The following is an 18,464-nucleotide window of genomic DNA, read 5'->3' on the forward strand; positions in this document are numbered from 1 at the left end:
AGTCGCAGCAGAGCGCGTTATGAGGGCTCAAAACGCGCTCAGCTGCGAGCTAGTTGGGTGAGGGGGTGCGGAGGACCAGGAACTGGTAGTGCTGATTCCACTGGCCTGCGCCGGGACCGGACTCTGCGCCCGCGCCCTCGGGCCAGGTCCGGAAGTGCTCCACCGCGCCGTGTTCGCCAAAAATCCGCTGCACGGTTTCGTCGCTACGGCGGCTGAAGAAACGCCGCGGTTCCTCCAAGTCCTCGGGGTTCAGGACCTCGCAATCCTCCCCTGACCAGAGTCCGACGGCGATCGGCGCACCAGGTGCGGTGACCCGCACAAGTTCACGGACGACGTCGTGTATCCGGGTGTTGGGCACATGAAGCAGGGTGCTCATGGACCATGCCGCCGGGAAAACGGAAGAGGCAAAGGGCAGGTCCCGCCCACTGGCAACCGACACGTCAAGACCGTGGGAGCGGGCAAGACGAATACTCGCCGGGGACAGGTCAACTCCGGTGTAATGCAGCCCGGCGCGGACAAACTCCACACCCTCTACACCGGTTCCGCAGCCCAACTCGAACACCGAGTGCCGGTGCTCGGCCTTCAAGAGACGAATGAACCACTCCCGGGAGTCAACCCTGTGAGGGGTCAGCGCGCGGGTATTCCGGACGGGCGCCTGCCGGTCGTAGAAGACAGCCAGGTCAGCCTCGTGGTCGGCGTCATGGATGCCCCGCATACACCCAGCATAGGAGCGGTGTTAGTTGAACACCACGGTGCGGGTGCCGTCCAGGAGAACCCGGTGTTCGGCGTGCCACTGGACCGCCTGAGCCAGCGTGCGGCCCTCCACATCGCGGCCCATCTGGACGAACTGGGCGGCCGTGCGGGCGTGGTCAACGCGGATGACTTCCTGCTCGATGATCGGACCCTCGTCGAGGTCTGCGGTCACATAGTGGGCCGTCGCACCGATGATCTTCACGCCGCGCGCATGGGCTTGGTGGTACGGCTTGGCGCCCTTGAATGAGGGGAGGAACGAGTGGTGGATATTGATGGCCTTACCGTTCAGTTCCGTGCACAGATCGTTGGAGAGCACCTGCATGTAGCGTGCCAGGACGGTGAGTTCAGCATCGTGTTCGGCGATCAGTTTCAGCAGCTGAGCCTCGGCCTGTGGCTTGGTTTCGGGGGTCACCGGAATGTGGTGGAACGGGATGCCGTAGAACTCTGCCAACGGCTCAAGGTCACGGTGATTGGACACGATGGCCGGAACGTCAATAGGCAAGGTGCCGGTGCGCTGCTGGAACAACAGATCGTTGAGGCAGTGTGCGTCTTTGGAGCACAGGATGATGGTGCGGACCTTTTCGCCAACAGGGTTGATCTGCCAGGTCATTCCGAAGGATTCGGCCACCGGCTTCAGTGCGGCCGTCAGTTCCGCTTGGGAGTTCGACGTCGTTGCCTCCACGCGCATGAAAAAGTTGCCGGTGCTGGGGCTTCCGTACTGCTGGGAGTCGGCAATATTGCAGCCGGCCTCAAGCAATGCTCCCGCGACGGCATGGACGATGCCGGGGCGGTCGGGGCAGGAGAGTGTTACAACGAAAGCGGTGGAGTCAGTCACACGATCAAGCCTACCTGTGCCGCGTTGTTGTACTGTTAACGGGTCGCAACTGGCGTTGGGTGGACTACCACCAGGGAGCGGCAATCATGAAGACCACGGATCGTACGCCTGGGCCGAGGGTCATGTCTTACCGCTGCACGCACGTGACCGATCCCTCCGTCAAAAAAGGGGACGCGGGAATGCTGCTGCCGGTAGCCTGACCTGTAGCACCACCCGTTGCCTAGCCAGGAGAATTCCGTGACTACCACAACCACTTCCGCGTCTGTCAGCAACCAGTCGCTCGCCGATCTCGATCCCGAGATTGCAGCAGTCCTCAACCAGGAACTTGGCCGCCAGCGCGGCACCCTGGAAATGATCGCATCGGAGAACTTCGCTCCCCGCGCCGTCATGGAAGCCCAGGGCTCCGTCCTGACCAACAAGTACGCCGAGGGCTACCCGGGCCGCCGCTACTACGGCGGTTGTGAGTACGTCGACGTCGCCGAGCAGCTTGCGATCGACCGCGTCAAGGAACTCTTCGGCGCCGAGTACGCGAACGTCCAGCCGCACTCCGGTGCGCAGGCAAACGCTGCTGCGCTGTCCGCGATGATCACCCCGGGCGACAAGATCCTGGGCCTGTCCCTTGCACACGGTGGACACCTGACCCACGGCATGAAGCTCAACTTCTCCGGCAAGCTCTACAACGTAGCTGCCTACCAGGTTGAGGAGGACAACTTCCGGATCGACATGGACAAGCTGCGCGAGCAGGCCATTGCCGAGAAGCCGCAGGTCATCATTGCCGGTTGGTCCGCATACCCCCGCCAGCTGGACTTCGCTGCCTTCCGCTCCATCGCTGACGAAGTCGGCGCGCTCCTCTGGACGGACATGGCGCACTTTGCCGGCCTGGTTGCAGCAGGACTGCACCCCAACCCGGTGCCGTACTCCGACGTCGTCACCTCCACGGTCCACAAGACCCTGGCCGGCCCCCGTTCCGGTGTGATCCTTGGCAAGCAGGAGTGGGCCAAGAAGCTCAACTCCAGCGTCTTCCCCGGCCAGCAGGGCGGGCCGCTCATGCACGTGATCGCCGCCAAGGCTGTTGCTTTCAAGATCGCCGGCGGCGAAGAGTTCAAGGAGCGCCAGGAGCGTGTCCTCGAAGGTGCCAGGATCATCGCTGACCGCCTGAACCAGTCCGATGTTGCCGAGGCCGGCGTCTCTGTCCTCACCGGCGGTACCGACGTTCACCTGGTCCTGGTGGACCTGCGCAACTCGCAGCTGGACGGTCAGCAGGCAGAAGACCTCCTGCACTCGGTGGGCATCACCGTGAACCGCAACGCTGTTCCGTTCGACCCCCGCCCGCCGATGGTCACCTCCGGCCTCCGCATCGGCACCCCTGCCCTGGCTACCCGCGGATTCGGTGCAACCGAGTTCACCGAGGTTGCCGAGATCATCGCTACGGCGCTCAAGGCAGGTTCCTCAGCCGACGTCGAAAGCCTCCAGGCCCGCGTCGACAAACTGGCCGCTGACTTCCCGCTGTACCCGCAGCACGAGCAGTGGTAACCCACGCTCCCGCGGATCAACAAGCAATACCCGGTCATTGAACCGGAGCCGACGGGATCCGCCGCCACACCTACGGCGGCGGGTCCCGTTGGCATGAGCCACCTATGAGGCTTCCCCACACCGGTCACCCACCAGAAAGAGCAGATGGAATGACACAGTCCACCGCACAGATCCTCGATGGCAAGGCCACCGCCGCAGCCATCAAGGCAGAACTGACCACTCGCGTTTCCGTCCTGGCCGCCAAGGGAATCGTCCCCGGCCTGGGCACCATCCTGGTGGGCTCGGACCCCGGCAGCACCTGGTACGTCGGCGGCAAGCACAAGGACTGCGCCGAGGTTGGCATCCAGTCCATCCGCCGAGACCTCCCCGAAGACATCTCCCAGGAGGACCTCCTGGAGGTTGTCCGTGAGCTCAACGACAACCCGGAATGCACCGGCTACATCGTCCAGTTGCCCCTTCCCAAGCACATTGACCAGGACGTCATCCTGGAAGCCATGGACCCGGAAAAGGACGCCGACGGACTGCACCCCATGAACCTTGGCCGCCTGGTGGCCAATGTGAACGGCGAGATGAAGTCTCCGCTGCCCTGCACGCCCAAGGGCTGTGTGGAGTTGCTGCGGCGCCACAACATCGAACTCAAGGGCAAGCGTGTCCTGGTGGTTGGCCGCGGCGTCACCATCGGCCGCCCCATCGGTCTGCTGCTGACCCGCAAGGAAGTCAACGCCACGGTGATCCTGGCCCACACCGGCACGGTGGACCTGCCCGCGGAACTCAAGCAGGCCGACGTCGTGATTGCCGCCGCCGGAGTGCCGCACATGATCAAGGCTGAAGACCTCAAGCCGGGCGCAGTAGTGCTCGACGTCGGCGTCAGCCGCGTGGACGATGGCAACGGCAAGGCGGTTGTCACCGGAGATGTGGACCCGGCAGCTGCCGACGTCGCTGCTTGGCTGTCCCCGAACCCGGGCGGCGTAGGTCCGATGACCCGCGCCATGCTGCTCGCGAATGTTGTGGAGAGCGCTGAGCGTCAGGCTGGCATCGCCTAAATTCATACGTTCTAAATGAGAGGGCTCTTGCAAAATATCTGCAAGAGCCCTTTCACATGTCAGTGGGTGCTACTAGTCTGCTGAGGGTGCACAATGAAGCAACCCGCTCTCCTACACCGTCGCCAACACCGTCAGAATCGTCGCAAGTCAGCTTCGACATGAACCGACCCACCGTCATCAGCGCGCGGAATCTCACCAAGGCTTACGGTGACCTCACCGCCGTGGACAACATCTCCTTCGACGTACCGGCGGGGGAGTCCTTCGGGCTGCTGGGCCCCAACGGCGCGGGCAAGTCCACCACCATGAAAATGATCGGCGGCGTCTCCCAGCGCACCTCAGGATCGCTCACCATCATGGGCCTGGACCCCGACTCCCACGGCCCTGAAGTGAGGGCGCACCTGGGCGTCGTACCGCAGCAGGACAATCTGGATGAAGAACTCAAAGTCCGCGAAAACCTGATCGTCTACGGGCGATACTTCGGCCTGCCCCTGAGCTACCTGCGGCCCAAAGCGGACGAGCTCCTGGAATTCGCGCAGCTGACGGACAAAGCCAATTCCAAGGTGGACGCCCTCTCCGGTGGCATGAAGCGCCGCCTCACCATCGCCCGTTCCCTCATCAACGAGCCACGGATCCTCCTGCTGGATGAGCCCACCACCGGCCTGGATCCCCAAGCCCGCCACATCCTCTGGGACCGGCTGTTCCGGCTCAAGGAAAGTGGTGTGACGCTCATCCTCACTACGCATTACATGGATGAGGCCGAGCAACTGTGCGACCGCCTGATTGTGGTGGACAAAGGCCGCATCATGGCCGAAGGCTCCCCGGCCAACCTCATCCGTGAACACTCGTCGCGCGAAGTACTGGAGCTTAGGTTCGGGTCCGAGCGGAACGCGACAATCGGCGTCGAACTTCACGGCATCGGTGAGCGGCTGGAGACGCTGCCTGACCGCGTACTTATCTACGCGCATGACGGCGAGGCCGCGCTGGAGCAGGTCACTGCGCGTGGGCTGCGGCCAATGACATCGTTGGTGCGCCGCTCGTCGCTGGAGGACGTGTTCCTGCGGCTGACGGGGAGGAGCCTTGTTGACTAGCGGCACCGACAAACCGATCACGACGGCGGAGCGTCCCTTGCGAGCCCACTCACCTGAGGTTTCGGCTGCCAGGGCGCGACGCTGGGGTTCGTTCTTCTACGCGGAGCAGGTCCTCCGTGTCATGCGGAACTACGGCTGGTCCGTCGTCCTGTATAGCGTGGGCCAGCCGGTGGCGTACCTCTTCGCCATGGGAGTCGGTCTCGCCAGCTTGGTGGATGCCAACAGCGAGGCAGCGTTCGGTGGCGTCAGCTACCTGGAATTCGTGGCTCCGGCCCTATTGGTCTCAGCGGCAGTGATGACCGCGTCCGGAGAATTTTCCTACCCCATCATGGATGGCTTCAAATGGCGCCGCGTGTTCTACGGTCCACATGCCTCGCCACTGATTCCGCAGCAGATTGCCAGCGGCCACATCATGGCCAGCACGGTGAGGTTCCTGCTGCAGTCGGTGGTCTACTTCGTGGTGGTGGCACTGTTTGGGGCTTCACCCAGCCCATGGGGTTGGGTGGCAGCCATCGTGGCCACGGTGGCGGCGTTGTCCTTCGGGCTCCCGCTCATGGCTTATGCGGCCAGCATCAAACAGGACAAAGGGCAGTTCGCTTTGGTGCAGCGCTTCATCGTGATGCCGCTGTTCCTGTTCTCGGGGACATTCTTTCCGCTGGATTCCCTGCCGGTAGCGGTCCGCTGGATCGGCTGGATTTCACCGGTATGGCATGGAACTGAGCTGGGCAGGGTATTCACCTACGGGATGGACCAGAACCCGCTGTTGACCATCACCCACGTGGTGTACCTGGTGGCGACGGCAACGGTGGGCTGGGTTCTGGTGCGCCGCCAGTTTGTGAAAAGGATGGGTTCATGAGTGTCCTGACAGGTGGCCACAGCGCCACCGACCTTGCCCGCGAACGTAAGTTCGGTTCGCTGTACTCGCGCAATGCGAAGGCTGTTGTGGGTCGTGGGCTCATGGCGGCCAAGAGCAGTACGTGGCTGGTGATGGTCTCCGGATTCTTCGAACCTGTGCTGTTCCTGCTTGCCATGGGTGTGGGCATGGGCTCGATTGTGGGAACGGTTCAGGGCCCAGGTGGTGAGGAAATCAGCTACGCCGCCTACATTGCCCCGGCACTGTTGGCCGTCTCCGCCATGAATGGGGCCATTTATGACTCGACGTGGAATGTCTTCTTCAAGATGAACTTCGCCAAGCTGTACCAAGGGATGCTCTACACCTCCTTGGGGCCACTTGACGTGGCGATCGGCGAGATTTTCCTGGCCCTCCTTCGGGGGCTGTTGTACGCCACGGGATTCACCGCTGTCATGGGAGTGATGGGACTGATTACCACCTGGTGGGCCATCCTGGTCATTCCAGCCTCGGTGTTGATCGCCTTCGGCTTCGCGAGCTTCGGGATGGGTATCACCAGCTTCATGAAGACCTTCCAGCAGATGGACTGGATCAACTTCTTCCTGCTGCCCATGTTCCTTTTCAGTGCCACCTTTTACCCGCTCAGCGTGTACCCGCAGGTCATCCAGTGGTTCATTCAGGCCATGCCCCTGTGGCACGGAGTGGAGCTGCTGCGGCAGATCAGCGTGGGCTCGTTCAGCCCGGCCACGGCCATTCATGTGGGGTATTACGTGGTGATGATCGCCCTCGGCATCATGCTGACCACGGGAAGGCTGCGCCAGCTGTTCCTCAAGTGAGGACCTTATTCGAACGAGGCCCGCCGGGGGTCGTTGGTCCTGGTCTTCCACACATGCGGTGCGTTGACTTTGAACCTTCGTCCCGTCAAAGCCCGGGGCGCCAGCCGGATGTAGTTGTCCTTGGCTCCGGGTTGCCAGGGTTCAAGACCCAATGCGTTCACCTGTGCGATCTCGTCGGGGTCTGTCATGAGCTCCGTTTCGCCCCGGGCAACCACGCTCCATGCTTCCCCGCTGGGGGCATCGTACCCATCGATTTCCAGAACCCCCGGCCGGGAAGCCAATGCTCCCCACAGCTTCCTGCCAGGGCTGCTGCGGAATACGAGATGCCTTTGAAACAGCACGTAATTTACAGGGAAGATCTCCGGGTGGTCATCCACCACCAAGCCAATGCGGCCGATGGTTGCAGCCGCCAGCAAGTCCCAGCAGTCATCGAATGCCAAGGTCGGGTCGCCTTGGTGCTGGGGAGAACCGGTGGTTTCCGTGGAATCTGTCATGGTTTCCTCTCATGTACGGTCGCTGAAGTATGGACTGGCGCGAGGCACATTCTTACGGTTCCCGGGCAGGCCACCATCGTTGTGAATCGTTGATGACAAAACGCCGCCCTGACAACACTGTTGGTGTGATGCGGAAAAGGTGATCCTTGGTCCCGGGCTCCCAGGGCGTGAGCTCGTGGGCCGCACTTTGCTGGCTGGGGTCATCCGCGGGAATCGCTTCCGCAAGCCCCTTGGCTATCACGCTCCACGCGATGGTTCCATAGGCGTTGAAGCCGTCCGCTTCCAAAGCCACAGGCTCATTGCCCAACAATGCATCCATCTTTGTCCCAGGAGCGGTACGGAGGATGAGAGTGCCGTCCTCCGGAAAATAGTTGACCGGAAAGATCTCGGGGCCGTCCCCGGTGGTCAAAGCCAAGCGCCCCAACGACGAGGAACGCAGCAGCCTCCAGCACTCGTGAACCTTGAGGATTTGTACATCTGGGCGATCTTCAACGGTGCTCATGAGGCGAGCATACCCAGAGGAAGGGCATAGCCATAGAGGGGCGCCCGCAGCGTTTGGTGGCCCTTGGAGCCCTTGTTCGCCGTCCGTGGAAGCGGACAGGGCACCGTTGCTCATTTGAGACAATGGGTACATGCAATCTCTCGGTGACCCGCACCCGTCCACGTCTCCCGCCGGCAAAGGCATCTTCAAGGGCTTCCGCATCGGTGGCCTGGGGATGACAGTTGTCATCATTGCCTTCCTGGTGGCCGTCATCTTCGCGGCCAACCAGAATGACGTGGTGGGCTGGGTTGTTGCTGTCATCGCTTTCGGCTGGCTGGCTTTGGCAACGTTTGTGGTGGTGAGTATTCGCAAGGCCGCGCAGCGGGCCGGTGCCAAGTTGACCGAAGCGCAAAATGCGTTCAATGCCGCAGCCGGCCGCGCGCCGTCGTCGTCCGCTGCTGACAGTGGAGGCACGCGCGTTGTTGCCGAACGCAGCAAAGCTGATGAGGTCCGGGACCTCAAACTGGACCATTCGTTCAAGATTGTCCAGGTGCAGGTCCGCGTGGTGGATGAGGAACGGGCCAAGGGCGCAACAGCGGACCAGGACACCATCAACCGTGCGCTGGAAACCATTGCCATTACGGCGACGAATGCGCGGGACATGATCAAGTCTTCCGGCGGCTCGGACGAGCCCGTGGCCGGCACCATCATCGACTAGAGTGGACCGGGTGAGTACGGCATTGAAGAAGGACTTCCTTCGCATCGCATCAGTAAACGTCAATGGCCTCCGGGCTGCCTACAAGAATGGCATGGCGGAATGGCTGGAGCCGCGCGAGGTAGACATTCTCTGCCTGCAGGAAGTCCGGGCGCCTGATGACATCGTCAGGAAACTCATCGGTGAAGGGTGGCACATCCTCCACACCGAAGCCGAAGCCAAGGGCCGTGCCGGCGTGGCCATCGCATCCCGTGAGGAGCCAACCGCTACCCGCATTGGCGTTGGCGACGACTACTTCGATACGTCCGGGCGCTGGGTTGAAGCCGACTACACCGTGCAAAATGCTGCCGGTGAGTTCACCACTCTCTCCGTTGTCAGCGCCTATGTGCACTCCGGTGAAGTGGGAACCCCTAAACAGGACGACAAATTCCGTTTCCTGGATGCCATGACCGTTCGACTGCCTGAGCTCGCCAAACACAGTGACCATGCTTTGGTTGTTGGCGACCTCAACGTCGGGCACACTGAACTCGATATCAAGAACTGGAAGGGCAACGTCAAACGTGCCGGCTTCCTCCCGGAGGAGCGTGCCTACTTTGACCGCTTCCTCGGCGAAGAAATCGGATGGAGGGATGTCCACAGGGGCCTGGCAGGAAATGTCGCCGGCCCCTACACCTGGTGGTCCCAGCGCGGTAAGGCCTTTGACACTGACACGGGCTGGCGCATCGACTACCACTTGGCCACACCGGACCTCGCGGCAGCCGCCTTCTCGGCTGTGGTTGACCGGGCGCCTTCGTGGGACACCCGCTTCTCTGACCACGCACCGCTGGTAGTCGACTACCGGCTCTAAGCTTCCTAAGGTATTGCTCCATGACTAGTTCCACCACGACTGAAACCGGCGCATCGGCTGATGCTGCGGCCCAACCGCAGCCCGTAACGTCCACCAAGCTCCCCGTGGGCGCCAAGCACCGGGTCCTGTCCGGTATGCAGCCTTCCGCCGACTCCCTGCACCTTGGCAACTACCTCGGCGCCCTGGTCAACTGGGTCCGGATGCAGGAAGAGTACGACGCCGTCTACTTCATTCCTGACCTGCACGCCATCACAGTGCCGCAGGACCCTGCAGAACTCGCCCGGCGCACCCGGGTCACCGCAGCCCAGTACATCGCCGGTGGCGTGGACGTGGATAAGTGCACCCTCTTCGTCCAGTCCCAGGTTCCCGAGCACGCCCAGCTGGCGTGGGTCCTGAACTGCATCACGGGCATGGGTGAAGCCGCCCGCATGACCCAGTTCAAGGACAAGGCCCAGAAGCAGGGTTCGGACCACGCCAGTGTTGGCCTGTTTACCTACCCCATCCTGCAGGCTGCAGACATCCTCCTCTACCAGCCGCACGGTGTTCCGGTGGGCGAGGACCAGCGTCAGCACGTTGAGCTCAGCCGGGACCTTGCCAACCGCTTCAACAGCCGCTTCGGCGAGACATTCCAAGTGCCCGAGGCCTTCATCCAGAAGGAATCGGCCAAGATCTACGATCTCCAGAATCCCAACGCCAAGATGTCCAAGTCTGCGGAGTCGCCGGCCGGTCTGATCAACCTCCTGGACGATCCCAAGACCGTCGCCAAGCGCATCAAGTCAGCCGTCACGGACACCGAGACGGAGATCCGGTACGACCGCGAGAACAAGCCGGGCGTTTCCAATCTGCTGACCATCTACTCAGCCATCAGCGGCACACCGGTGGAAAAGATCGTGGCGGACTACCAGGGCAAGATGTACGGACACCTGAAGGTCGACCTGGCTGAACTCGTCTCCGGTCACCTGGCGCCCATCCGGGAGCGTGCCAACGAACTCCTGGCTGATCCTGCGGAACTGGATCGGCTCCTGGCCCTCGGCGCGGACAAGGCCCGTGAAATCGCTGCCGCAACCCTCGCGGACGTCTACTCCAAGGTCGGATTCCTGCCGTACCGCGGCCAGGCCTCCCACGGAATCCAGGGAGTCCGCTAAGCCCATGTGCTCCGCTGGCCAGCTCAATGTCACCACCGGCACCCGTCAGGGTGCCGGTCCGGACGACTCCCGCCAGCCCGCTGCTACCGGGACCGATTGCGGCACCGGTGACACCATGTGCGTCGGTGTCATCCTGGGGTTCCCGCCCGAGATCGCCCGTGAACTCCAGGAATGGAGGGCCTCTTTCGGCGATCCGATGGCAGAGGTCATTCCTGCGCACATTACCCTGATCACCACCACACCCACCCAGGACTGGGCCGCTACCCGCGAACACGTCAGGGAAGTTGCGCGGACTCAGGAGCCGTTCAACATCACCATTTCCGGCACGGGTTCTTTCCGTCCCATCTCGCCGGTGGTGTTCGTTAACGTGGAAGAAGGCTTTGAAGAGTGCGTGCAATTGCACGAGAAACTTCAAAGCGGTCCGCTTGAACGGATGCTCCCTTTCCCGTACCACCCGCACGTCACTGTGGCTCACGATGTTGCCCAGGAAAACCTTGACGAGGCCGAAACGGTTCTCAGAGATTACCGCGCGACCTTCCCTGTGGTTAGCATGGGACTTTACGAGCACGACACCAATGGAATTTGGCAGCTACGGGAAGAGCTCGACTTTGGCGGCGATACTGACGAGGAACAACAAACGGATCCAAGCCACAGAGGCGGACGTTCCTCCGCTGCCCACTGAGCTGGCAAAACTCAAACTCCAGCTTCTCCGCAAGAGGCAGGAATGGGGCTCTGCGAAGCGCACGGGCGGGGGACTGCCAAAGAAAGCCGGCGCATTCTTTGCGCTCGTCCTCGCCAGGCTTAACACGATCCGTGCCCTGCGCTCCTTTCAGCACTACACGCGCCAGCACGGGCCACTCCTGGCGGCCGGTATCGGCTTCAACATGTTCTTCTCCGTGACTGGTTTGCTCACCACCGGCTTCGCCATCGCAGGGATCGTGTTGGGTGGCAACCCTGCCCTGCAGGACGCCGTCATCGACAGTGTTGCAGCGGCTGCCCCCGGACTCCTGCAGGTGGACGGCGGCGAAGGACTGGTGGATCCACAATCCTTGCTCAACCCGTCCGGACTTGGATGGACGGCCCTCATCGCAGCGGTTGTGACGATATTCGTCTCCCTGGGCTGGATCGCCAGCATCAGGGAAGGGCTCCGGGGGGTCATGGAAGCTGACCCTTTGGTACGCAACCCCATCCTTCAAAAACTCATTGATGCCAGCACCTTGCTGCTCCTCGGCGTCATCCTTGTCATCAGCGCAGGCGTCTCGCTCGTCTTTGGTACGGCGGCCGACTGGTTCATCGCTTTGCTCAACCTGGACGAGGGCGTCACCGAGCCCATAGCGGCCACCGTGAAGATTGTGGTTCCGCTCTTGCTGAACTGCGCGACGGCGGCCGTGCTGTTCAGGATTGCCGGTGGCCTGAAGCTGGGGCGCCGCGCGTTCCTGGAGGGCGTGGTGCTGGCGGGTGTCGGCACCACGGTCCTGCAGTTCTTCAGCACCGAACTTCTGGCACGTTCCGGAAACAATCCGGTGCTGGCGTCGTTTGCCATCATCATCGGCCTGCTCATCTGGTTCAACCTTGTGAGCCAGGTGTATCTCGTCTCGGCGTCATGGTCAGCAATCCGCGAGGCTGACACGGAGTCGGGGGGTTCCCCGCACAAGAAAGTCCTCGGCTCGCGTCGAGTAGCGCCCCGCACCTGATCTGGAGGCCGCCATGAACAACCCACTGTGGATCGCTTGCCTCCTCGGAGCCGCGGCCGGACTCATCGTTGGCCAGTTGGTGTTCAAGTCACCCTTTCTGGGCATCCTCATCGGGGTGGGGCTTGGCGCACTCGTCGGGGCGTCGATGGGTCCCCGGAAAAACTGAAGTCCCCTCCGTCCATGAGGGAGCTGCGAGTCACCTTGAGGACCAATTGATCGGATGTAAGCGCTCCCATTTTCCTTCAGGCAACGCTTTTCGTCTCACATCGTGAGATAGAGAATTAAACATCCGATGTCAGTTTTTACGCGTCATTCTGCGGAAACCGGTTTCTCAGTGCATCCTGAAACGTGTCAAAGATCTTGACGGTCTTGTCATGCGGTGGATGAATGTTGTTGACCCCTCCGCCTTCGAAAGGATCGACGATGATCTCCCGCAGGGAATTCCACGCCTTCAGCGCCGCAGGAACCGCACTGGCACTGGCCGCCGTCGCTACAGTGCAAACGCCAGCCGTAGCCGTAGCCGCTGAGGAGGCTCCCTCCAGTGGCCCGGCCCCGTCATTCACCGAGAACTCCGCCCAGATCACCGTGGATAACGGCCGTGTCCAAGCCGTTTTCGACAAAGCCAGCAACGCCCGCCTCGTCTCCCTGAAGCTGGACGGGCAGGAACTGCTCGGCACCACCGGTCGCGGCCGGTTCGATCAGGTAGCCAGCGTCCTGGGGGCGCCCGGTGGCGACTACACGCCGGGAACCACTTTCGCCGTGCGCCAGGAGCAGGACTTTGTGGTGGTATCGGCTGTCCTCAATGCCTCGGCTTCGGGTCCCTATGCGCGGCAATGGAACTTCATCTTCCGCTCAGGAGAGCCAGGATTCCATCTGGCGCCCCGCTTCTCGCACAGTTCCAAGCACGCGGGGGTGCATCTGGAACAACACCGCTTCGTCGCATGGGTGGACCCGGAGATTTTCACGCACGCCAGCGTGGAGGAGGACACCTTTGGCCAGCCGTGGCGAGCTGACGCGGCGCGGATGCCCACACCGCAGGACCTCCAGGCCGGTCCGATGGTCATGGACGCCACGCATGATCTGGCGGGAACCCGAAGCGCCTATGCCCGCCGGTACTACACCAAGTACGACTGGGCTGTTTCCATGAAGGATCACTCGGTGCACGGCTTGTACGGTAATGGCTACGGAATCTGGTCCGTCACGCCCAACCGCGAGTCCTTCAACGGTGGTCCGTTCCGGCAGGATCTCACCCTGCATCAAACCACTGAAGCGCCCGTGTTGCTCGTAGAGCCGCATGCCACGCACTTCGGGGCCATGCCCGTGGACACCTACGGCGACTGGGCGAAAACCTACGGACCATACTTCGTCCTGCTCACCCGGGGAAGCGATCCGCAGCGCATGCGCGAAGAAGCGGTCTCGTATGCCCGCTTCGACAAACATGCCGCATTCTATGATCGGGTGGCGCTGGAAGGATGGGTTCCTACCGCTGCCCGCGTCACAGTGTCCGGCAAGGCAAAGGTGCCAGGGCAAAAGAGCATGGAGGGCGCGCTGGTGATCCTGTCGGATAACCGGGTGCCGGCACAGGACACCACCGAAGGCTTCCAGTACTGGGCCGAGGTGGATCGCAACGGGTCTTTCGAGCTCAAGAATGTCCGTCCCGGCATCTACCGCGTGACCGTGGTCAAGCCCGGAGTCTGGGGTGAGCACGTCATCGACGACGTTGTGGTGGACCAGGGTGTCGTCAGGCTCGCCAACATGGTGTGGAAGCCCGTTGCCCACGGCAGGACCGTATGGCAGCTCGGCACCCCGGACAGGACGTCGGCTGAATTCCGGCGGGGCCAGGAATCCCGGCGCTATGATGCCTTCACCTTCTTCGCCGGCGACTTCCCGGACGGTGTGCACTATGTGGTGGGCGAAAGCGGCACTGAGGACTGGGGTTACATCCAGCACCAGGTCCTGGACGGAAAAACGCAGGCTCCGTGGTCGGTGTCGTTCACCCTTGATACCTTCGACGCGGAAAAAGCCTCACGGAAAGGGCAGCAGGCCACGCTGACGGTGGCCTTGGCTGCGTGGGCCATGGGGTCCGCTGTTCCTGTTCCGAATGTGACCACCAACCTCACCATCCGGATCAATGGGCAACCCTTCGTGTGGGAATTTCAGCCATCCGATGCCAAGGGCGCCACGTACCGCAGCTCCCATGCCGGGCGGAACTACTCCCGTGAGTTCCGCTTTGACGCCGCTTTGCTCAAGCGTGGAGTCAATACGGTGACGTTCACCATCAACGAGGGGGCGGACCCGGTGGCCGTCAATCAGGCCGCCTACGACGCCATCAGGCTCGAGCTGGACTAAAAGCTCCGGAGCGGGCACGGGCAGGGCTCCTTACCGGCCGCGTCGGGGTTGCTGGGAACTTGCCGACGCTGGTGTCCGCTCCGGTCACACCATTTCTGAAACGTATCAACAACTGCTCGCCTTCCCAGCCAACGAGCCCGTGAAAGGTGTTGCATGACGATCGAAACCAGCAGGAAACCGCCCGGATCGCCGGCTGTGGCCCAAGCGCCGGAAGGGCGTCGGAAACAGCCTTGGTGGCAGCGGATGTGGCGGGACCGGATGCTCTTGGCGTTCGCCTTACCCGGAATGATCCTTCTGCTGCTGTTCCACTACGTTGCCCTCCTGGGCAATGTCATAGCCTTCAAGGACTACCAGCCGTTCCTGGGCATCTGGGAGTCGATGTGGACCGGCCTGGAGAATTTCCAGGTGCTGTTCAATGGCGATCCCGATTTCCTGAACGCACTCCGGAACACGTTGGTCCTGACCTTGATCCAGACGGTCTTCGTCTTTCCGGTGCCCATCGTCCTGGCGCTTCTCCTCAACAGCCTGCTTTCAGAGCGGGTGAAGAGACTCGTCCAGTCCATCCTGTACCTTCCCCATTTCCTCTCGTGGGTGATCGTGGTGGCCATCTTCCAGCAGATGTTCGGTGGCTCGGGAATGGTCAACAACTTCCTCAGATCCAATGGTTGGGCTGCCCTGGACATCCTGGGCAACCCGGATACCTTCTTCGCACTCCTGACGTCACAGGTGATCTGGAAGGACACCGGCTGGGGAACCATTCTGTTCCTGGCTGCACTGTCCCAGATCGATTCGTCACTGTACGAAGCCACCGCGGTGGACGGTGCAGGACGATGGCGCCAGCTATGGCACATAACGCTCCCCGGCTTGCGGGGCATCATCATCCTGCTCCTCATCCTGAAGCTCGGTGACTCGCTCAGTGTGGGATTCGAACAGATCATCCTGCAGCAGGCCGCCGTGGGCGTCCAGGCCTCAGAGGTGCTGGACACCTACGTCTACAACAACGGAATCGTCGGAGGCAGTTGGGGTGTCTCCACAGCCGTCGGACTGGTCAAAGGACTCATCGGCGTGGTCCTTGTCCTGGCAGCCAACAAGATCGCCCACGCTTTCGGCGAGAACGGAGTGTACAAAGCATGACCACCACCCAGGACGCCACTCGTCAAAGCACGTCCGGAACCAGCGTTGCCGAAAGGGGGATACCCGCCGAGCGCAGGAAACGCAGGACCGTTAACGGAGTCGAGCCGCCAGGGCTGATGATGCGTGCGTTCAAAGGTGTGCTCCTCACAGTGGCGTGTACCGCCGTCGTGCTTCCCTTCCTTGGAATCCTGTCCACCAGCATCTCCAGTCCCGAACACGTGACCCGCAACGGCGGGTTCGTGATCCTGCCCGACACCCTGAACTTCGGCGCCTACCAGTCCATCCTGTCCGGCGGCGTGGTCACCCAGGCCTTGGCCGTCTCTGGTTTTGTCACCATCGCCGGGACGTTGTTATCCCTCCTGGTGACAAGCCTGCTCGGATACGCCCTGGCGCGGCCCGGGGCCTTCGGGATGAAGACCATGCTGCTGTTAGTGCTCTTCAGCCTGCTGTTCTCCCCGGGCATGATTCCCTCCTATCTGGTGGTCAAGGAAGTGGGCCTCATCGACTCCCTGTGGGCCCTGATCGTTCCGTCCATGGTGAGCGGCTTCAACGTGATCGTGATCCGTGCGTTCTTCAGTCAGATCCCTTCAGAGCTGCTGGAATCGGCGAGGATCGACGGCGCAGGGGAGTGGCAGATCTTCAGCCGGATCTGCCTGCCACTTTCCAAAGCAGTGCTCGCCGTGATCGGCCTCTTCTATGCAGTCAGCTACTGGAACGCCTTCTTCAATGCCCTGCTGTATCTCAATGACAGTGCCAAATGGCCGCTCCAACTGGTGCTGCGAACCTACGTGGTCAACAACGCGCAACTGGATCAAGGAGACCTGAGCGGGGTCATGGAGAGCATGCCACCGCAGCCCTCCATCCAAATGGCCATCCTGGTCCTCTCGCTTGTCCCGATCCTCATTGTCTTTCCCTTCCTCCAAAAGCACTTCGCCAAGGGCGTCCTCACCGGCGCCGTCAAAGGTTAGAAAGGTCACGGTCATGCACGAAGCCGTCTCACAGAAACAGTTCAGCCGCAGGAGTTTTGCTCGCGGTTCCCTGGGAATATTGGCCCTCGCGGCGTTGGGCAGCCCCCTGCTGGCCGCCTGCTCACCCGGTGCCCAAGGGGGAGCCGCAGGCGCCCAGGGCAAAGGTGCACTGCCGGACTTCATCCGCTATGAGGGAGTGACCCCGGACCTCAAAGGCACCGACCTTGGCATCCCTGACGTCTTTTACCGCTACCCGGCGCAGCCCGTGAAAGCACTGGCCCAGGCTCCCGGTGACGGGAAGGCCATCACCTCCATGGTGCAGACGTCCTCGCCCATTCCGCCGGGGGTGGATAAGAACGCCTACTGGCAGGAACTGAACCGACGGTTGGGCTCGGACCTCCAGATCTCCATGACGCCGGCCACCGACTATCCCAGTAAGTTCGCCACCGTGGTGGCAGGAGACACCCTGCCGGACATCTTCCAAGTGGCACGCGGTGCAAACTCCGTCCCGCAACTACTCCGGGCCAAAGCTGCAAACCTCACCGAACACCTCTCCGGCAATGCCATCAAGGACTACCCCTTCCTGGCCAACATCCCGTCGGAGTCATGGTCTGCGGCCATGTTCGGGGGCGAAATCTTTGCCATCCCCATTCCCCGCGGTGTCCTTCAGAGCACCATCCAATACCGCCGGGAGGACCTGCTGGCAGCCAAAGGCATCACAGCCCAACCGGCCAGCTTCCAGGACTACCTCTCACTCTGCAAAGAGCTCAGCGACCCTAAGGCCAACACCTGGGCGCTGACCCAGGTTCCCATCAACTTCATCGCCCAGACCCTCAACGTGCCCAACGGCTGGCGTGAGGAAAACGGGCAGCTCACCAACAAGGATGAAACACCCGAGATGAAGGAAGCATTGGAAGCCGGGCGGAGAATGTTTGCTGAAGGCGTGGTAAATCCGGACGCCTTCGCAGCCAACGCGGGCCAGTACAAACAGTGGTTCCTGGCCGGGACTGCATACTTCACCGGCGACTCCTACAGCGCCTGGCCGGCGTACTACCAACAGGCCGCAGGGCAGGAGGGCTTCAAGATCTCCGCTTTGGACGTTCCAGGGTTCGACGGCGGCAAGGGCTCGCTATGGATCGGCTCACCCACCCACAGTGTGGTGGCTTTCAACAAGAACGCCGGGGACAGGCTGGAGACATTCCTGCAGGTGGCCAACTGGCTGGCGGCTCCGTTCGGCACTGAAGAGTATCTGTTCCGCAAATACGGAGTGAAGGGAGTCCACTATCAACTCTCAGGGACCGATCCTGTGCCCCTGGACTCCGGAGTAGGGCAAACCCAGTTGGGCCAGCAATACCTGGCAGACGCCCCCACGGTGCTGTACCTCCCCGGTGAGGAAGACGTGGTGAAAGCCCAGTATGAGCAAATGAACCGCGTCCTGCCCGATGGTTCGGCAAGCCCGGTGGAGGGCTTGTATTCCGAGACCGAGGTCAGGAAGGGAAGCCAGCTGGAGAAGAAGCTCCGCTCCGTCCGCGATGACATCCTCCAGGGCCGCCAGCCGGTCGCCGCCTGGGACGACGCCGTCAAGGAATGGCGATCCGGCGGTGGTGACAAGATCCGCTCGGAGCTTGAAGAAGCGCTCGCGGCCAGCAAGGCCTGAGGACCCATCAGCACGGTTCCCGGCTCGGGAACGAGGCAGGCC

General features: G+C 62.0%; 19 protein-coding genes. 15 read left to right on the forward strand and 4 right to left on the reverse strand.

Going from position 1 to position 18,464, the window contains the following annotated elements:
* Positions 1–49: 49 nt before the first annotated feature.
* Positions 50–715, reverse strand: a complete 666-nt coding sequence (locus MOD31_RS18095; protein WP_250821280.1) for a class I SAM-dependent methyltransferase — start codon at positions 713–715, stop codon at positions 50–52.
* 21 nt (positions 716–736) lie between these two features.
* Positions 737–1,588 carry a formyltetrahydrofolate deformylase gene (gene purU, locus MOD31_RS18100; protein WP_223942057.1) on the reverse strand — a complete coding sequence of 284 codons (852 nt, stop codon included), beginning with the start codon at positions 1,586–1,588 and terminating at the stop codon, positions 737–739.
* 237 nt (positions 1,589–1,825) lie between these two features.
* Between purU and glyA the strand changes: the two genes are divergently transcribed.
* The 5 genes from glyA (at position 1,826) to MOD31_RS18125 (ending at position 6,938) form a co-directional block, all read left to right on the forward strand.
* The gene (gene glyA, locus MOD31_RS18105) at positions 1,826–3,121 is read left to right on the forward strand and encodes a serine hydroxymethyltransferase (RefSeq protein ID WP_142939938.1); all 1,296 of its coding nucleotides are present in this window, start codon (positions 1,826–1,828) and stop codon (positions 3,119–3,121) included.
* Between the two features lie 149 nt (positions 3,122–3,270).
* The gene (locus tag MOD31_RS18110; RefSeq protein ID WP_250821281.1) at positions 3,271–4,164 is read left to right on the forward strand and encodes a bifunctional methylenetetrahydrofolate dehydrogenase/methenyltetrahydrofolate cyclohydrolase; all 894 of its coding nucleotides are present in this window, start codon (positions 3,271–3,273) and stop codon (positions 4,162–4,164) included.
* Positions 4,165–4,322: 158 nt separating this feature from the next.
* Positions 4,323–5,252, forward strand: a complete 930-nt coding sequence (locus MOD31_RS18115) for an ABC transporter ATP-binding protein (RefSeq protein ID WP_250821282.1) — start codon at positions 4,323–4,325, stop codon at positions 5,250–5,252.
* Positions 5,253–5,268: 16 nt separating this feature from the next.
* Complete coding sequence (locus tag MOD31_RS18120; protein ID WP_187697261.1) at positions 5,269–6,108, forward strand: ABC transporter permease; 840 nt, start codon at positions 5,269–5,271, stop codon at positions 6,106–6,108.
* Positions 6,105–6,938 carry an ABC transporter permease gene (locus MOD31_RS18125; RefSeq protein ID WP_142939936.1) on the forward strand — a complete coding sequence of 278 codons (834 nt, stop codon included), beginning with the start codon at positions 6,105–6,107 and terminating at the stop codon, positions 6,936–6,938. Before MOD31_RS18120 ends, MOD31_RS18125 begins: the two co-directional genes overlap by 4 nt.
* Positions 6,939–6,943: 5 nt before the next feature.
* Here MOD31_RS18125 and MOD31_RS18130 read toward each other — a convergent pair whose 3' ends face one another.
* Both MOD31_RS18130 and MOD31_RS18135 read right to left on the reverse strand, forming a co-directional pair.
* Positions 6,944–7,432, reverse strand: coding sequence for a pyridoxamine 5'-phosphate oxidase family protein (locus MOD31_RS18130; RefSeq protein ID WP_250821283.1), 489 nt, complete (start codon positions 7,430–7,432; stop codon positions 6,944–6,946).
* 52 nt (positions 7,433–7,484) lie between these two features.
* The gene (locus MOD31_RS18135; protein ID WP_142939934.1) at positions 7,485–7,934 is read right to left on the reverse strand and encodes a pyridoxamine 5'-phosphate oxidase family protein; all 450 of its coding nucleotides are present in this window, start codon (positions 7,932–7,934) and stop codon (positions 7,485–7,487) included.
* A 130-nt stretch (positions 7,935–8,064) separates the two neighbouring features.
* On the opposite strand from MOD31_RS18135, the gene MOD31_RS18140 reads away from it, so the two are divergent.
* From MOD31_RS18140 to MOD31_RS18185, 10 genes are all read left to right on the forward strand, one after another.
* Positions 8,065–8,631 (forward strand): hypothetical protein, encoded by a 567-nt coding sequence (locus MOD31_RS18140; protein WP_142939933.1) that lies wholly within the window; start codon positions 8,065–8,067, stop codon positions 8,629–8,631.
* A 10-nt stretch (positions 8,632–8,641) separates the two neighbouring features.
* Positions 8,642–9,475: an exodeoxyribonuclease III gene (locus MOD31_RS18145; RefSeq protein WP_142939932.1), complete on the forward strand. Its 834-nt coding sequence runs from the start codon at positions 8,642–8,644 to the stop codon at positions 9,473–9,475.
* Positions 9,476–9,495: 20 nt separating this feature from the next.
* Positions 9,496–10,620 carry a tryptophan--tRNA ligase gene (gene trpS, locus MOD31_RS18150; protein WP_250821284.1) on the forward strand — a complete coding sequence of 375 codons (1,125 nt, stop codon included), beginning with the start codon at positions 9,496–9,498 and terminating at the stop codon, positions 10,618–10,620.
* Between the two features lie 4 nt (positions 10,621–10,624).
* Complete coding sequence (locus tag MOD31_RS18155; RefSeq protein WP_166841463.1) at positions 10,625–11,302, forward strand: 2'-5' RNA ligase family protein; 678 nt, start codon at positions 10,625–10,627, stop codon at positions 11,300–11,302.
* Positions 11,229–12,314: a YihY/virulence factor BrkB family protein gene (locus tag MOD31_RS18160; protein ID WP_250821285.1), complete on the forward strand. Its 1,086-nt coding sequence runs from the start codon at positions 11,229–11,231 to the stop codon at positions 12,312–12,314. Before MOD31_RS18155 ends, MOD31_RS18160 begins: the two co-directional genes overlap by 74 nt.
* 13 nt (positions 12,315–12,327) lie before the next feature.
* Positions 12,328–12,480, forward strand: a complete 153-nt coding sequence (locus tag MOD31_RS18165; protein ID WP_142939928.1) for a glycine zipper domain-containing protein — start codon at positions 12,328–12,330, stop codon at positions 12,478–12,480.
* A 257-nt stretch (positions 12,481–12,737) separates the two neighbouring features.
* Positions 12,738–14,663 (forward strand): polysaccharide lyase family protein, encoded by a 1,926-nt coding sequence (locus MOD31_RS18170; protein WP_250821286.1) that lies wholly within the window; start codon positions 12,738–12,740, stop codon positions 14,661–14,663.
* A gap of 153 nt (positions 14,664–14,816) precedes the next feature.
* On the forward strand, positions 14,817–15,797 hold the full coding sequence (locus MOD31_RS18175; RefSeq protein ID WP_165450211.1) for a sugar ABC transporter permease: 981 nt from the start codon (positions 14,817–14,819) through the stop codon (positions 15,795–15,797).
* Positions 15,794–16,765 carry a carbohydrate ABC transporter permease gene (locus MOD31_RS18180; protein ID WP_250821287.1) on the forward strand — a complete coding sequence of 324 codons (972 nt, stop codon included), beginning with the start codon at positions 15,794–15,796 and terminating at the stop codon, positions 16,763–16,765. Before MOD31_RS18175 ends, MOD31_RS18180 begins: the two co-directional genes overlap by 4 nt.
* A 13-nt stretch (positions 16,766–16,778) precedes the next feature.
* Positions 16,779–18,422, forward strand: coding sequence for an extracellular solute-binding protein (locus tag MOD31_RS18185; RefSeq protein ID WP_250821288.1), 1,644 nt, complete (start codon positions 16,779–16,781; stop codon positions 18,420–18,422).
* The last annotated feature ends 42 nt before the right edge of the window (positions 18,423–18,464 follow it).

This window comes from Paenarthrobacter sp. TYUT067 (assembly GCF_023656375.1).
Classification (GTDB): domain Bacteria; phylum Actinomycetota; class Actinomycetes; order Actinomycetales; family Micrococcaceae; genus Arthrobacter.

Coding starts and splice junctions, on each gene's coding strand:
- MOD31_RS18095 (WP_250821280.1), bottom strand. CDS start 715: ATGCGGGGCATCCATGACGCCGACCACGAGGCTGACCTGGCTGTCTTC.
- MOD31_RS18110 (WP_250821281.1), top strand. CDS start 3,271: ATGACACAGTCCACCGCACAGATCCTCGATGGCAAGGCCACCGCCGCA.
- MOD31_RS18115 (WP_250821282.1), top strand. CDS start 4,323: ATGAACCGACCCACCGTCATCAGCGCGCGGAATCTCACCAAGGCTTAC.
- MOD31_RS18125 (WP_142939936.1), top strand. CDS start 6,105: ATGAGTGTCCTGACAGGTGGCCACAGCGCCACCGACCTTGCCCGCGAA.
- MOD31_RS18130 (WP_250821283.1), bottom strand. CDS start 7,432: ATGACAGATTCCACGGAAACCACCGGTTCTCCCCAGCACCAAGGCGAC.
- MOD31_RS18135 (WP_142939934.1), bottom strand. CDS start 7,934: ATGAGCACCGTTGAAGATCGCCCAGATGTACAAATCCTCAAGGTTCAC.
- MOD31_RS18140 (WP_142939933.1), top strand. CDS start 8,065: ATGCAATCTCTCGGTGACCCGCACCCGTCCACGTCTCCCGCCGGCAAA.
- trpS (WP_250821284.1), top strand. CDS start 9,496: ATGACTAGTTCCACCACGACTGAAACCGGCGCATCGGCTGATGCTGCG.
- MOD31_RS18155 (WP_166841463.1), top strand. CDS start 10,625: ATGTGCTCCGCTGGCCAGCTCAATGTCACCACCGGCACCCGTCAGGGT.
- MOD31_RS18165 (WP_142939928.1), top strand. CDS start 12,328: ATGAACAACCCACTGTGGATCGCTTGCCTCCTCGGAGCCGCGGCCGGA.
- MOD31_RS18170 (WP_250821286.1), top strand. CDS start 12,738: ATGATCTCCCGCAGGGAATTCCACGCCTTCAGCGCCGCAGGAACCGCA.
- MOD31_RS18175 (WP_165450211.1), top strand. CDS start 14,817: ATGACGATCGAAACCAGCAGGAAACCGCCCGGATCGCCGGCTGTGGCC.
- MOD31_RS18180 (WP_250821287.1), top strand. CDS start 15,794: ATGACCACCACCCAGGACGCCACTCGTCAAAGCACGTCCGGAACCAGC.
- MOD31_RS18185 (WP_250821288.1), top strand. CDS start 16,779: ATGCACGAAGCCGTCTCACAGAAACAGTTCAGCCGCAGGAGTTTTGCT.